This is a genomic window from Streptomyces sp. TAA204 (assembly GCF_000424965.1).
The window spans coordinates 142,478-155,874 of record NZ_AUKW01000003.1 but is presented as its reverse complement, the minus strand read 5'-3'; the positions used below and the strand labels follow the sequence as shown (position 1 = coordinate 155,874).

General features: G+C 66.8%; 11 protein-coding genes. 9 read left to right on the top strand and 2 right to left on the bottom strand.

The window, feature by feature from the left end; all coding sequences use genetic code 11:
- The first annotated feature begins 194 nt into the window (after positions 1–194).
- From H343_RS35815 to H343_RS29165, 5 genes are all read left to right on the top strand, one after another.
- Complete coding sequence (locus tag H343_RS35815) at positions 195–977, top strand: ATP-binding protein (protein ID WP_078505086.1); 783 nt, start codon at positions 195–197, stop codon at positions 975–977.
- A gap of 735 nt (positions 978–1,712) precedes the next feature.
- Positions 1,713–2,477 (top strand): hypothetical protein, encoded by a 765-nt coding sequence (locus tag H343_RS35495; protein WP_028430463.1) that lies wholly within the window; start codon positions 1,713–1,715, stop codon positions 2,475–2,477.
- A 272-nt stretch (positions 2,478–2,749) separates the two neighbouring features.
- Positions 2,750–4,588 (top strand): DNA methyltransferase, encoded by a 1,839-nt coding sequence (locus H343_RS29170; RefSeq protein ID WP_486586805.1) that lies wholly within the window; start codon positions 2,750–2,752, stop codon positions 4,586–4,588.
- A 595-nt stretch (positions 4,589–5,183) separates the two neighbouring features.
- Positions 5,184–5,786 carry an HNH endonuclease gene (locus H343_RS33935; RefSeq protein WP_078505084.1) on the top strand — a complete coding sequence of 201 codons (603 nt, stop codon included), beginning with the start codon at positions 5,184–5,186 and terminating at the stop codon, positions 5,784–5,786.
- A 1,639-nt stretch (positions 5,787–7,425) separates the two neighbouring features.
- Positions 7,426–7,668, top strand: a complete 243-nt coding sequence (locus H343_RS29165; RefSeq protein WP_037902681.1) for a DUF6332 family protein — start codon at positions 7,426–7,428, stop codon at positions 7,666–7,668.
- 149 nt (positions 7,669–7,817) lie between these two features.
- Here H343_RS29165 and hemC read toward each other — a convergent pair whose 3' ends face one another.
- Positions 7,818–8,789 carry a hydroxymethylbilane synthase gene (gene hemC / locus H343_RS0106355; protein WP_486586804.1) on the bottom strand — a complete coding sequence of 324 codons (972 nt, stop codon included), beginning with the start codon at positions 8,787–8,789 and terminating at the stop codon, positions 7,818–7,820.
- A gap of 189 nt (positions 8,790–8,978) precedes the next feature.
- On the opposite strand from hemC, the gene H343_RS0106350 reads away from it, so the two are divergent.
- The 4 genes from H343_RS0106350 to H343_RS29160 all read left to right on the top strand — a co-directional run bounded on the left by H343_RS0106350 (position 8,979) and on the right by H343_RS29160 (position 11,908).
- Positions 8,979–9,191, top strand: coding sequence for a hypothetical protein (locus H343_RS0106350; RefSeq protein ID WP_028430460.1), 213 nt, complete (start codon positions 8,979–8,981; stop codon positions 9,189–9,191).
- Between the two features lie 168 nt (positions 9,192–9,359).
- A complete protein-coding gene (locus H343_RS33925; RefSeq protein ID WP_209446510.1) occupies positions 9,360–9,494 on the top strand; it encodes a DLW-39 family protein in 135 nt (44 codons plus the stop codon).
- Positions 9,495–10,046: 552 nt separating this feature from the next.
- Positions 10,047–10,397, top strand: a complete 351-nt coding sequence (locus H343_RS35810) for a hypothetical protein (protein ID WP_028430459.1) — start codon at positions 10,047–10,049, stop codon at positions 10,395–10,397.
- An 8-nt stretch (positions 10,398–10,405) separates the two neighbouring features.
- Positions 10,406–11,908 (top strand): hypothetical protein, encoded by a 1,503-nt coding sequence (locus H343_RS29160; RefSeq protein WP_158679515.1) that lies wholly within the window; start codon positions 10,406–10,408, stop codon positions 11,906–11,908.
- Positions 11,909–11,979: 71 nt separating this feature from the next.
- Here H343_RS29160 and H343_RS0106330 read toward each other — a convergent pair whose 3' ends face one another.
- Positions 11,980–13,251, bottom strand: a complete 1,272-nt coding sequence (locus tag H343_RS0106330) for a serine/threonine-protein kinase (protein WP_028430458.1) — start codon at positions 13,249–13,251, stop codon at positions 11,980–11,982.
- Positions 13,252–13,397: the final 146 nt, after the last annotated feature.

The following is a 13,397-nucleotide window of genomic DNA, read 5'->3' as shown; positions in this document are numbered from 1 at the left end:
TCGTCTCGGGCACCCCCTCCCACGTGTGAACACCTGTCCATGGATGACCCGCACCAAAAGTACGGTCTCGCATTCAAAGTACTCACACACCGAGTACGGTGCTAGTACTTATTGTACGGCTCTCCGAGGTCCCTGGTAAGCCACTTGGGACAACAGGATCGGAAAGCCGCTGGTCAGTGCCATGGAGGAAGACCATGCCCACCTACTGCCGCACCTTTCCCGGTCACATGGAACAGGTCGGCCACGCCCGCCGATGGACACGCGACATCCTCAGCGAGGGCCCTCACGCCGACGACGCCGCCTTGATCGTCACCGAGCTGGGCACCAACGCCCTCCTCCACAGCGCCAGCGGCAACCAGGGCGAAGCCTTCTACCTCACGATCACGCACACGCCGGAGACAGTATGGATCTCCGTCACCGACGCCGGCGGCACACGCACCACCCCTCACGTCGAGCACCCCGACGAGGACGACACCCACGGCCGCGGCCTCGCCCTGGTCTCGGCTCTCACCCAGGACCTCCACGTCCACGGCAACGACGAGTACGGCCACACCGTCACCGCCGAACTCCACACGGCCACAGCCACCAGTCCACTGACGCGCGGCTACTGGTGCGAATGCCTCGTCAACGGCGGCAAGCTCGGCTCGTTCGACGCCACCGATGCGGCACAGGCCCTGCGTTGGGTCCGCATCAGCCTCATGATGATCGCCACGTCACTTGACGAGGAGCCGTACCGGCAAGCCCGGCGCTGGGCCACACACGAGCAGCCGCAGGCCGTTCAGGCGCTGCGTGGCGGGAAGCCCCAGGGACTCACGCTCAAGCACCGGACCACCGAGATCACTTGGACTGCCCGACCAGTCACATTCCTGCCCCTGGCGAACCGTCAGGGAGCCAACCTCTCGGCATGCGCCGAGCAGCACCCGACGGCCCAACTCAACGGGCTCAGCCGTCAAACATCAGGTGAAGCCGACCTGTAAGCGCCTACCCACAGCGGACAAAACCCCTGGTCATCAATGCGATAAGACTTTCCCTACTTCATCAAGGGCTCGCTCCGCTCGCCGCGCGGCCCGGCTCGCCGCCGGGCCGACGCTCATGTCTCCGCCCCGCTCCGGCCCGACCGCCGGCCCGCGCGCAAAGCGATCAGCCATCAGACCTCAGAGATGGATGCCTCCGGCGGGGGCGCTCAGATTCCGGGATGGACGGGGCACCGTTCGCGGGTGCCGGACGGCGGTGGTGTACGTGAGGGCTTCCCATCCCGTCTGCCATCGACCCAGGCAGAGCCGAGCAGACGCGGGCCCTGGCGTCCAGGTCGTTCGTACAGTGGCGCGCTCCACCTGGACGCCAGGGCCCCCGCCCGCTCCATGGCGTGTGGGTCGACGGCAGACGGGATGGGTGCGGGGGTTGGGTAGTGGGTTGAGTTGAGCGGTCACGTGCGGGGCCGTCTGCGGGCCGTGGAAGGGCGCAAGAGATGACCAACTATGACAACTACTCACGGCTCAACAACAGGTCAGAGCCTTGATGGTCTTAGCTCCCGAAGTCATGAGTACGAGCTTTCCCCGGATGGAGGTCGATCCCGGCCTTTCAAGGTCATCGGCCTGCGGGCGTCGGCGAGCCGTATCCGCCGTACTCCGTCGATAGGGTGAGACCCGGAGGTGCGACCCACTCGCAACGGTGCGGCGCAGCCAAACGAATCGATCGAGCAGAGGGCGACCGTGGGTGCAGTCGAACAGGTGTTCTTGGAGTGCGAGCGGGCTCGTGCGAATGGCGATCTGATACGGAGAGTTTCTGCCAGCGACAAGGAGTACCACTTTCAGAACTGGGTTGGCGAGCGGATTTCGGCATGCCAACTGGCCTACGACGAACCAGGACGCAATACCTATCCGGACTTCCGCTTGGTCAACTACCCAGAGGGTTACGAGGTCAAAGGGCTCGAATTCCCTGGACGCGAAGCCGACTACGACTCCAACTCACAGGTGCCCACAGGCGATCACAATGGTCGCGAAGTCTTCTACGTCTTCGGGCGCTACCCGAAGGCTGAGCGAGGCGTAAGCGAGTACCCCGTCGTCGACTTGGTCGTCTGCCACGGGAGCTTTCTCAATGCGGACACCGATTACGTCCACAAGAACAGGTCGTTCCGCGGCTTCGGCTCCTACGGTGACATCCTGGTTCGGGATCGTAAGATGTACGTAGTGCCGACCCCGTTCGCACTGGCATCGGGCACCGCGGGACTGGCCACTCTCATCCTCCCGGCCACCTACCAAGTCCAGTGGTCCGACGCCCTTATCCAGGTCGGCGAAATTGACCGTGTCGAAGTGGATGAAGTACTTGTCTCGTACGAATTCAACATGCAGACCAACGAGATGATCACACACAAGGAACCGAACCCGGACGCAGGTAAGGTTCACCGTTTCCGGGCGTACCGATCGCGCGGTGCTGGCGACGCTAAGACCGTCACACTGAATGGACCACGCTCTTGAGCCCTGTCCCCTCACGCACCAGCCTTGAGTCTGCCTTCCCTTCTGGGATGCTCAGCGCCGTCGGCACCAAGGAATCTTGGCGCAAGGAAGTCCATCGCCCGGCCACCAGCACGCACAAGTGGTGGGCGAAGCGCTTGGGCACGGTATTCCGCGGAATCATTGCGTCTGCGGTTACTCCGGCCGACGGCGACGCCTCGGGGACATACAAATCTCGTTTGGACCTCGCTGGCGCCATCGTCCTGGACCCGTTCTCCGGTTCTGGAGTAACAGGCGTGGAGGTACTCAAGCTAGGTGGTCGCCCTGTCTGCTTCGACATCAATCCTGTTGCGACCCTCGTCGAGCGACAGGCAATGCAGCCCTGGGGCATGGCCGACCTGGCGAAAGCCTATGAATCCGTCGAGGCAGCGTGCCGTGAGGGGGTGGATCGCCTCCATAGGACAGAAGACGGACGAACCGTCTTGTACTACTTCTGGGTTGCCGTAGTTAACTGCCCACAGTGTTCAGACCGGGTGCCACTTTTCGACTCGCCGGTGTTCTCAAAGAACGCCTACCCAAAGCGCGTCCCCAAGGCCCAGATCGTTTGCCCGGAGTGCCTGGCAGTCAAAGAAGGTCGGTACAACTTCGAATCCGAAGAGTGTCCAAATGGGCATCCGATCGCTCAGCGTGGCGCCGTGCGGGGTCAGACGGCCACTTGTCGTAACGGGCATGTATTCAAGATCCTTTCGGCTCTGAACGGCAGCGTGCCTCAGTGCGAGATGTACGCCAAGATGGTCGCCAACCGAGGCGGCGAGAAGGTCTACGAGAGCATCACCGACTGGGATCGCGCCCTATATGCGGAGTGCGTCGAGCTTCTCGCTGATCTTCCCTCAGATGCTGTACTCCCGACCGGCGAACTTTCCCCTGGGAACAACACGAACCAGGCGCTGAAATGGAACTTCCGTCAGTGGCGGGACTTCTTCAATGCGCGCCAGTTGGTATCGCTATCGTTGATCGCTACGGCGATTCGCGATCTGTCTGCTCCCGCACCCGAACGGGAAGCCCTCGCAGCGCTCTTCTCAGGCACTCTGGAGTTCAACAACCTCTTCACATCCTTCAAGGGCGAGGGGACTGGGGCCGTTCGACACATGTTCAGCCATCACATCCTCAAGCCCGAGCGCACGCCTCTAGAGGCCCATCCATGGGGGACTCCACAGTCATCCGGATCTTTCTCGACTCTGTACAAGAGCCGCCTGCGCCGCGCCCATGAGTACAAGACGAGTCCCGCCGACCTTGTTGTCGACAGGGCTGGCGTCGAGCGTGTCAACAACCTGTCTCAACCTCTGGCTGCGACCATCGTCGACTCCTGGGCTGAGTTCGCCAACGCAGAGGGACAGGCCGCCTATGTCGCCACAAAGAACTCCGCTGACACCGACCTGCCCAACGGCTCGGTTGATCTGGTGGTCACAGATCCGCCGTATATGGACAACGTTTACTACGCTGAGCTAGCAGACTTCTTCCACGCCTGGCTCCAGGGCATCCGTCCGTACGAGGGGTACTCAGGAATGCCCACGACTCGTGCTGCTGGCGAGGTGCAGAATGCTGACCCCGCGGAGTTCGGCAAGGCGATCGAATCGGTGTGGGCTGAGTGTGCACGTGTCCTGAAGCCGGGGGGTCTCCTAGCGTTTACGTTCCACCAGGCCCGCATGAGTGGATGGATTCAGGTGATCGAGTCGTTGCGTCATGCAGGCTTCGTGGTCACGGCCGTCCAGCCCGTCAAAGGTGAGATGACGACGAGCGTCGTTAAGGCCGGTGCTCGGGAGCCCTCGAACCTCGACAGCATCGTGATTTGCCGTCGAGTGGTGGACGGGGCGATCAACCCGAACCGCTCGCTCGAAGAAGCCTTGGCAACTGCCCGCGACGAGCTCATCGGTCTCCAAGATGCGGCTGTCGATGTCGGAGCCGGGGACATCCGGTCGGTCGTCCGGGGCTCACTCTTGGCCAACCTCGCATCAGCGGGGCGTGATCTCGACGACTCGGCAGCAGCCATGATCGACGAACTGGCAACCGAGACGATCCGCCAGCTTGATGCCCGTCAGACACCTGCACCACTGGAGGAGCCTGCACTGTTCTGAGTCGGGATGAATGGCGCCGTACCGTACCGCAGCGAAGTACAGCAACCTCAGCAACCGACCCCATCCGGCAGCGACCGCGGAGGGTCGCCGCGCAACCGATACGACCGTCATCGCCCGATCCATCTAGAGCTTGTAAACAGAAGGTCCACCTCCACGCCCTGCCGTCTGTGCCTCTGGATGCTCCCAGGCGCCTGGCCCTGCGGCCTCCCTGACTATGTCGTGGTCTTAGAGCCTGGACGGGGCGAGTCACGGACGTCAGAGGCGGGAGGGACTGTGGGTGCTCAGTCGAGGTGCGGAGCGCTGACCGACAAAGGCAGACGGTGTCAGAACCTGGCCATGGTTGGTGCCTCGCGATGTCACCTTCATCGCGGGGACTGGTCGAAGTACACGATCGAGAAGCGCAAGGCGAAAGCTCGGAAGCGCCAGAAGAAGTGAGCAGCCTCGGCGTGACGCCGGCACCAGGGCGCAACTGATTCGCTGGGCCGTCTGTGGGCCGTGCGGGAACGCTCAACGGTGACAGGTGACGACAGAGGCCAACAGTCAACCCGCAGGTCAGGCTAGTGACCCTTCGTTCGTCACCGAAGCACAGGCTCCGATGTCACAGGCGGCTGACATGCTGCTGGCAGCAGCCAAAGGGGGCGCCATGTCCGTACCGAGCAAGTGGAAAATTGCGGAATATTGGAATACGAGTCCGAGAAGGACACATTTCGCACCGCACCTGCTGCTTGACGAGCCGTGTTGCTTCACCTGCGGATGGTTCTCTGAGCGGTGGAGCCAGACCACTCCCCAAGCCTCATGGCAACGCGCCAACCTCGAACGAGCTCACATCATCCCCAGGAGTCTCGGTGGACCGGGCGACGCGAGCAACCTGCTCCTACTCTGTCGGCCTTGCCATCAGGAATCACCAGATTGGATAGACCCAGAGCAGATGGCTCGCTGGGTCGCGACCAGGGAAGAGCGCCCCAGCAGAGAAGTTGAGACCTTCGTGGCCTGGCTTGCCGCCGCCGAGAAGGCTCCGGATTTCAGGGACGCTCTGGCCTCGGTCGCCGCGGAGGAGGGTGCAACCGAGCGAGTATTCGAGGTCCTCCAGGACCTCCTAGGTCGAGCAGGAACGCACTTCGGCATTGGATTCAGCCAAGGCACCCGTGTGGCCGTGCTTCAGACGGCTGCAGATGAGATCACCAAGCGTGTTCAGTAAACGGGCTGCGTGGCTGATGAACGTTGATGGTTGACAACCAAGGCCGACATCAACGACTGCGTATGGCAGGGGCCGTATGCGATCTCGCTCAGCCAAGGCGTCCACGCAGTCCTACTGCCGAGCTCAGCCTCGATCGAGCTCCTAGAACGGTACTCATTGCCGTGGGTGCAGCGCTGGCACCAGGCATCTATTGCGACTTGGGCCAGCCACCGCCGCTCACAGTTCCGAACCGAGGTGGCTTCGCTGAGTGCAAGCCCCGGGGGTACAAACACCGTGAGGGCCGCATCTCCGAGGCGCGATCTTTCATGCGCGACCAGGCGTGAAGACTGCGACGGACGGTACCTGGCCAACGCCATGCGCGGGTATGACCCAAGGCAAGTTAGACACACCGAAGGAGAGCCCGTGGCAGAGAAGGAAGCGGCTATCCGTGCCGTGGCGCACCTCGCTGACCACGTGCATTGGATGCGAGAGTGGCCCCACAAGCCGACGTGGCGCGACCGTCTCCGCCGATGCGTGTACCCCGAGCTCTACCGCGTCGCCTGGACCGCGGCCCCGCCGCGACCCTGGATCGACAGGCCGACCGGGGCCTACGAGCGGACCGGTTGGCGCATCCGAGCTGCGTATCTCGGATCTGACCTGGCTTTCGAGGTCGAGTACGTGGTCTGCGATCTGTGCACAATCGGCTGGGTGGAATCGCCTCATTCCTATGAGGGCTACACGCGCTGCGGCCTCGCCTCAGCCGCTCTCCAGTCCTTACGACGCGCCTACCATGGAGTTCACTGGCACACGGGGGGCGGGCACTTCCGTGAGTCCGAGCCCTTCTGGGATACCGTTAGCGTGGACGTTCCCGGCGGCTATACCCAGCGGGAAAGGTGTCATCACGTGGAACCGTGGCGAGCTCGGCGAACCGGAGCACCCGGCCACAGGTAGGGCTGATGACTTTGAACGAACCAGGATCCTTGGTTTCACGTTGAACACTGAGGCGACATCCTCGTGTTCGCTGGCCCCGACACCCCGCACCAGATGTGCACCAGAAGAGACGGTAAACCACGGACAACAGCCGCCATTGGAAGAGCCGTTCGACGATGAGGCGGGTCCCCTCTGTGCAGCTCAGGAGCCAACCAGCTCGATCTGCACGGTGATTCCCAAGCTCAGAACACGTGCCAGCTTGTCAAGAGCGCTTCGCTTCACTGACACCAACGGCCGACACCAACAAGGGCGAACATCAGCGGTCGGCAGCGAACGTCGACGGACCGCTCATCGAGTTCCGAAGCGGGTTGACCGAGGTTCACGACCCCACGTAGTCGACCTGATAAGGATGAGGCCAGAGGTTCAAGTCCTCTTAGCCCCACAGTGAAAAGGCCACCTACTTCCAGCAGTGGGTGGCCTTTTGCCGTCCACGGCTGACATACCGGCCGGCATCCGTTCACGGATGAGCGCAAGGCGCCGGGCGGCCACCCCCGAGCAGGCCGCAGGATCGGCGAGTTCGGTGACCTCGTCCACCAGCAGCGGTCGAGTCGCGGCAAGCTCAGGAACCCGATCTTCCTCCCACGGAACATCCGGTCGAAGTGTTTTCGCCGACCCGCTGTGCCGGGCAGACCACACTCGACAAGCGGCGGGCTTGGAGCAAGGGGGAACCATGGCGACGCGCGATCAAGCACAGCGGGACGCGACGACAGTGGAGATCGGCTATGCCCTCCTGACGGCGGCGCTCCTCGCCGGTGTGACGGGAGTTGTCTTCGCCGGCCCGATCTTGATTCTCGACCTCCACGGAACTGCCAGGGGGACCGTCACCTGTGTCTCCCTCGTCCTTGCGGGAGGCGTATTCGCATGGCGCTTGTTCAGTGTTCTACGGCACTACGACAGCAAGCGTCGGCCGTGACGCCGGCGGAGACGGATCGGGACCGTCATCGGCTAACCCCGGCGTGATCTCTGACAGCGGCAGGAGTCTGCCACCCGGAGGACCGGCAGGCTCCCCTCGTCGTGCGCTTTCCGCTCCCTCCCACCCGTGTCCGCCACGCGGCGGCGTTGTCAGCGTTGTTCGTCGATCAGGGCTCGGGCTCCCTGGCGCAGGAGTTCGTCGCAGGTCCGGGTGCCGAGGTCCGCGGGGGCCTCGCCGGGACGGGCGTCCAGGTGGGAGTGGGCGAACCGGGAGCCGTCCGGGGTGAAGACCGTGCCGTGGAGGCTGAGTCGGCCGTCGGGCCGGGTGACGCAGTGGCCTGCCACCGGCGAGTTGCAGTGCCCGCGCAGCCCGTGCAGCATCGACCGTTCGGCGCTCATCTCGGCGTGTGTGCGGGGGTCGTTCAGCAGGGCCAGCAGCCCTTTGACGTCTTCGTCGTCCTCGCGGCACTCGACGGCGAGTACGCCCGCGCCGACGGCCGGGAGCATGTGCGCGAGAGGGAAGTCGCAGCGGATGCGGTGTGTCAGGCCGAGCCGTTCGAGGCCGGCTCTCGCCAGGACCATCGCTTCGGCGGTGACGCCGTCCCGTGCTCCGTCCAGCTTCTCCAGCCGGGAGCCGACCGCGCCGCGGACCGGCACCACTCGCAGATCGGGCCGCAGGGCGAGGAGTTGTGCCCTGCGGCGTACGGAGCTGGTGGCGACGGCCGAGCCCTGGGGCAGGTCAGCGAGGCCGGTGACGGACGGGGCCCGGGGGCGCTCCGGTACGACGAGGGCGTCGCGCGCGTCGGCGCGGGGAAGCATCGCCGCGAAGGTGAGCCCGCGCGGCAGGGGCCGGTCTCCGGGGACGTCCTTGAGGCAGTGGACGGCCAGGTCGACCTCGCCGGACTGCAGTTGACGGTCGATGGCTTTGACGAAGAGGCCCTTGCCTCCCGCCGTCGTCAGGTCGCCCGGCCAGGTGTCGCCCGAAGTGGTGGTGGGCACGGTCCGGGTCCGCAGCCGCGGATGGAGGCGGCGCAGCAGGGAAGCCACGTGCTCGCTCTGGGCGAGTGCCATGGTGGAGCTGCGGGTCCCGATGAGCAGGGGGCGGTCGGGGAAGTCGGTCACGGGGCGGGCGTCCTCTCCACGGTGCGGCTCTCAAGGTATGGCCGGGGCCGGGGCATTGACGCGGACCGGGCAGCATGTCACTGCGGAAAGTGCTCGTTCGGCTACTTTCGGTTCCCATCGCGGGCGGGGCGGTGGTGAGTTGCCTTCGCCCGGGATGCGGGAGGGACGGTGACGGCGCAAGCTGTCCGTATGACTGCGTCGATCGTCGTGCATCCGCCTGCCCCGGACGGCGGGCGCCGCATCACCGCCGACAGACCCGATGGTGACGAGCTCGGCTTCGCCCGTGGCATCGCCGATCTCGTGGTGATACTGCGCCGTGCGGGGCTCGACCCGGATCAGGTGCGCCTGGATGATCCCCGGCTGATCGAATGGCGGGGCGGCAGGGCCGACGTGTGGGAGTAGTGGGAGGCGGGGCGTACCGGCGGTGTGCGGTCGCCGGTGCGCGCTCCGGTATGCGCTGGTGAGAAAGATCGTCACGCGGGAGGGCGGACCTCCTGGCGCGGAGCGCCGGTTGGGTATCATCGGGCGCCAAGATGGTCCCAACGTCTCTCAGAAGGACGAGGTAGCGCGGTGAAGAAGCTTCTCCTGGTCGCACTGGCCGCCATCGGCGGGCTCCTCGTGTACCGCCAGATCCAGGCGGACCGCGCCGAGCAGGATCTGTGGACGGAGGCGACCGACTCCGTACCTGCGGGTTCGAGTGTGTGAAACCGAAAAGTTTGCGTAGCGAGGCCCTGGCCGTCGGGCGGCCGGGGCCTTGTCGTTCTTGGGGCCGCTCCGCGTTCCGGCCGTGAAGCGGCTTTCGCGCTTGTCTGTCCGGGCACGCGCGCTGTTGCTGTTCCGTGACGGCAAAGCGCTTGTAGTGTGCTAGAGCAAAGCAATAGAGTTTCACGCAAAGGCGCCGGGCACAGTCACGTGCGAGGGGGCGGGCGGGCGTGGGACGTTTGCGGAGCAGGATCAGAGGCCCGGCCGGGAAGCCCGGTCGGAAGCGTATCGGGGGAACGGCGGCAGTGGCCGTGATGGGGCGCTGTGCGTCCTCGTCTCGGATTCACCCGCGTCGGCCGGCCCCGGTCCCGTTGCAGAAGACAACAGCTCGATGGTGATGGTCCTGGAGTCGTCCGGGTCGATGGCCGACGAGGACGGCTCCGGCAGTACGCGCATCGCATCCGCCCGCAAGGCCGTCGGCACCGTCGTCGACAGCCTGCCCGACGGTCACCCGACGGGACTGATGCCGAGGACCTTCCGGAGCTGCCCGAGGGGGTGGTCGGGCAGCTCACGATCCTGCTCGTCCCGGACGGTGAGGACAACTGCTCGGAACCCGAACCGTTCGAGGTCGCCGGGGAGTTGGCCGAGCCCGGCATCGGCCTGCGGATCGACGAGATCGGCTTCCAGGCCGGCGGCAAGGCGCGGGACGCCGGACAAGGCCGGGCGGACAGCGCCGCGGGCGACAGTGCAGGATGGAGCGGCCCCCTGGTGGCCGCGGTCGCCGGCGGTGTGGGCCTCCTGCTGATCGCGGGCCTCGCGCTGTGGTTCGTACGTGCGCGGCGTGGCGGCGGGAGCGGAGACGGCCCGGACGGCGGAGCGGATGCGATGAGGGGTGGCGTGTGGTGATACGGCGCATGAGAAGGCGGGCAGCCACGGCAGTGGTCGCCGCGACGGGCGCGCTGTGCCTGGTCGCGGCGGTGCCCGGGCAGGCCGTGGAGGGCAGCGTGAGCGGCAGGGCCGCGTCAGGCGAGGCCGGGGACGTGCCGGCGTACCGGACGGCCGAGGACGCCCAGGAGATCAAGGGAGCCGCCAGCAGCGGCGACGGGCCCGACATCGAACCCGGCATCTACACCGACTCCATCGCCAGGGGCGAGAAGAAGTTCTACAGCGTCAGCCTCGACGGGAAGTCCAGCGCCTTCCTCTCCGCCGTGGCCGCGCCCGAGCCGGGCTCCAAGGTGCAGAGCGTGGGGGAAGGGCTGAAGATCTCCCTGGAGACGGTCGGCGGAAGCGCCTGCGACGGCGGCACCCGGCCGGACTTCGGCTCCGGCGGCACCGCGTATCCCATCGCGGACCACGCCACGCGCATCATCGGCGCGGACGACGAGTGCCAGCAGGCCGGCCCCTATCTCTTCTCCGTCGAGCGGGAGGGGTCGGCGACGTCCGACCCGTCCCGCTGGCCGCTGGAGATCCGCTTCATGTCGGAGCCCGGCCTGAAGGGTTCGCTGCCTTCCGAGCCCGCCGACAACGGCGCGGAGGACGAGCCGCCGGCGCCCGTCACCGGCAGTGCGAAGAAGGACGCACACGGCGGGAGCGGGTTCAACGACGCCGGTGCCCTCTCGCGCGGCGTGTGGAAGGACCGCATCGAGCCGGGTGCGACGCGCTTCTACAGGGTGCCGGTCGAATGGGGTCAGCGGCTGATGGCCGCGGTGGAGCTGGGCAGCGCCAAGTCGCCCGGCGAGTACCCGGAGACGATCTTCAACGGGCTGGGGCTGACCGCGTACAACCCGGCGCGCGGTCAGTTCGACGACGATCAGTTCGTCCAGTACCGCCCCGACCAGTCGGCCCAGGCCGTCGCGTACACACCGGTGGTGGACTACGGCAACCGGTTCGCCGACGACGGAGAGGACGCGGCCGTCGCCGGCTGGCACTACCTCGCGGTGACGGTGTCGCCGAAGGCGGCCAAGTACTTCAAGTCCGGCGCGCCGCTCACGCTGCGCATCGACGTCGAGGGCGCGGCCGCGCCGGGGCCCGAGTACGCGGGTGACGCCGCGGCGGCGGGGTTCGGGGTCAGCGCGGAGGACAAGGAGCAGGCGGAGAAGGGCCAGACGGCGGCTGAAGCGGAGCACAGCGACAACCTCGTGCTCGTCGCCTGGGCGGGCATCGGTGCGGGAGTTGCGCTGATCCTCGCGCTTGCGCTGTGGACGCTCGTCGCGCGCCGCCGCGCGGCGGCCGGGGCGCCGGGAGGCGACGGGAACGGGGCGGGGATGCCCGGGCCGCAGCAGTCGGGGACCGTGCCACTGTGGCCGCAGCAGCAGGGGTACCAGCAGGGACAGGGGCAGAACCAGGCTCAGGGGCAGGGCCAGACCCAGACCCAGACCCAGGGCTACGGTCAGGGGCCGCCGCAGAGCTGGCGTTAGAGGCCGGGCGTCGGCGCCTCGGAGCCGCTCGAGTGCCCCCGGGCGGCGGCAGGAAGAGACTCACGCGGATGTCACGCGGCACTCAGCGCCCATATGCCGACAGCCAGACAGATCACCGCGACGACCAGCACCGGGATCGCCACCTTCGGGGGCGGTCCCGGTTTGCGCGGGCCCGCCTGCCCGTCCGTCCGGCCGCCCGGCCCCGGTCCGTAACGCGCCTGTGCGACGGGCGGTTGAGCCGGCTGCGCCGGTGCGTAGCCGTGCGCCTGCGCCTGCACGGGGGACTGCGAATGGGCGGGTGAATGGGCGGGCGCCGGCACGGGAGTCGGTGTCGGGGGCGTGCCGGGCTGCTGGGGCGCGCCGAACGAGCCCTGCGGGGGCTGCAGATGGAAACTTCCGGTGTCCGAAGGCCCGGCGGCGGACGTACGGGCGGCTGCTGCCGCGCCCGCGCTGCCGGCCGGGGCGGACGGACCGTTCGGCCCGAAGCCTTCGGGCAGTGGCCCGACATGGTCGAAGACCTCGACGGTCTCCTGCTCGGCCGTCGCGTCCGTCGCCAGCATCTCCGCCGCGCTCGCGAGTGCTTTGCGGGCGCCGGTCGCCGTGCGGAAGCGGTGCTGCGGGTCGGGCTGGAGAAGCTGGCCCAGTACCTGCCAGAGCGGTTCCGGCACTCGTTCGGGGGCGGGCGGCACTCCGTGCTCGTAGCGGGCGAGGATCTCCATGGAGTCGGGCTTGACCCCCGTCAGCAGATACAGCGCCACCAGACCCACCGCGAACAGGTCCGCCGTGAAGTCCGGTTCCGCGCCCGTCATCTGCTCCGGGGCGAAGTAGCCCGGCGTACCGACGACGTAGTCGGTCTCGGTCAGCCGCGGCTCGCCCTTGCGCATGGAGATGCCGAAGTCGGAGAGGCGAAGGTGGGGCCGGCCCCTGCCGGTGGCCTCCAGGAGGATGTTGGCGGGCTTGATGTCACGGTGCACGACGTCCTCCGCGTGCACCGCGGTCAGCCCCGCGAGCAGCTGGTCGAGCAGCGTGCACACGAAGGCCGGCGGCAGCGGCCCGTAGTCACCGATGAGATGGGCCAGCGAGCCGCCGCTGACGAGGTCCATGGTGAAGAGGACCTTGTCGTCGTCGGCGGCCCAGCTCGCGGGTGCCAGGACGTGCGGATGGTCGATGCGCAGGGCCTGTTCGCGGACGAATCGCAGCAGCGAATGAGCGTCGCTCTGTTGGAGCACCTTGGCCGCGACGTACCGCTTGCGGCGGCGGTCCCAGGCGCGCCACACCGCGCCGACCCCTCCGCGCCCGATCGGGTCGGCCAACTCGTACCGGCCGGCGAAGACCTCACCCATGACGCTGTGCCCTGGCCTTTCCCTGATGCCCTGCGGTGGCTCTGCGGTGTCCGGTGCTCTGAGGTGTCCGTGTCCCGCTGCGTCCGTGCCGGGACGGGTCCGGCCCCATGGTGCGCTCCGTGGAGGCCGTGCGGGGTCCGGGCGGG

Coding starts and splice junctions, on each gene's coding strand:
- H343_RS0106350 (WP_028430460.1), top strand. CDS start 8,979: ATGACTGCGTCGATCGTCGTGCATCCGCCTGCCCCGGACGGCGGGCGC.
- H343_RS29165 (WP_037902681.1), top strand. CDS start 7,426: ATGGCGACGCGCGATCAAGCACAGCGGGACGCGACGACAGTGGAGATC.
- H343_RS35815 (WP_078505086.1), top strand. CDS start 195: ATGCCCACCTACTGCCGCACCTTTCCCGGTCACATGGAACAGGTCGGC.
- H343_RS0106330 (WP_028430458.1), bottom strand. CDS start 13,251: ATGGGTGAGGTCTTCGCCGGCCGGTACGAGTTGGCCGACCCGATCGGG.
- H343_RS29160 (WP_158679515.1), top strand. CDS start 10,406: ATGAGAAGGCGGGCAGCCACGGCAGTGGTCGCCGCGACGGGCGCGCTG.
- H343_RS33935 (WP_078505084.1), top strand. CDS start 5,184: ATGTCACAGGCGGCTGACATGCTGCTGGCAGCAGCCAAAGGGGGCGCC.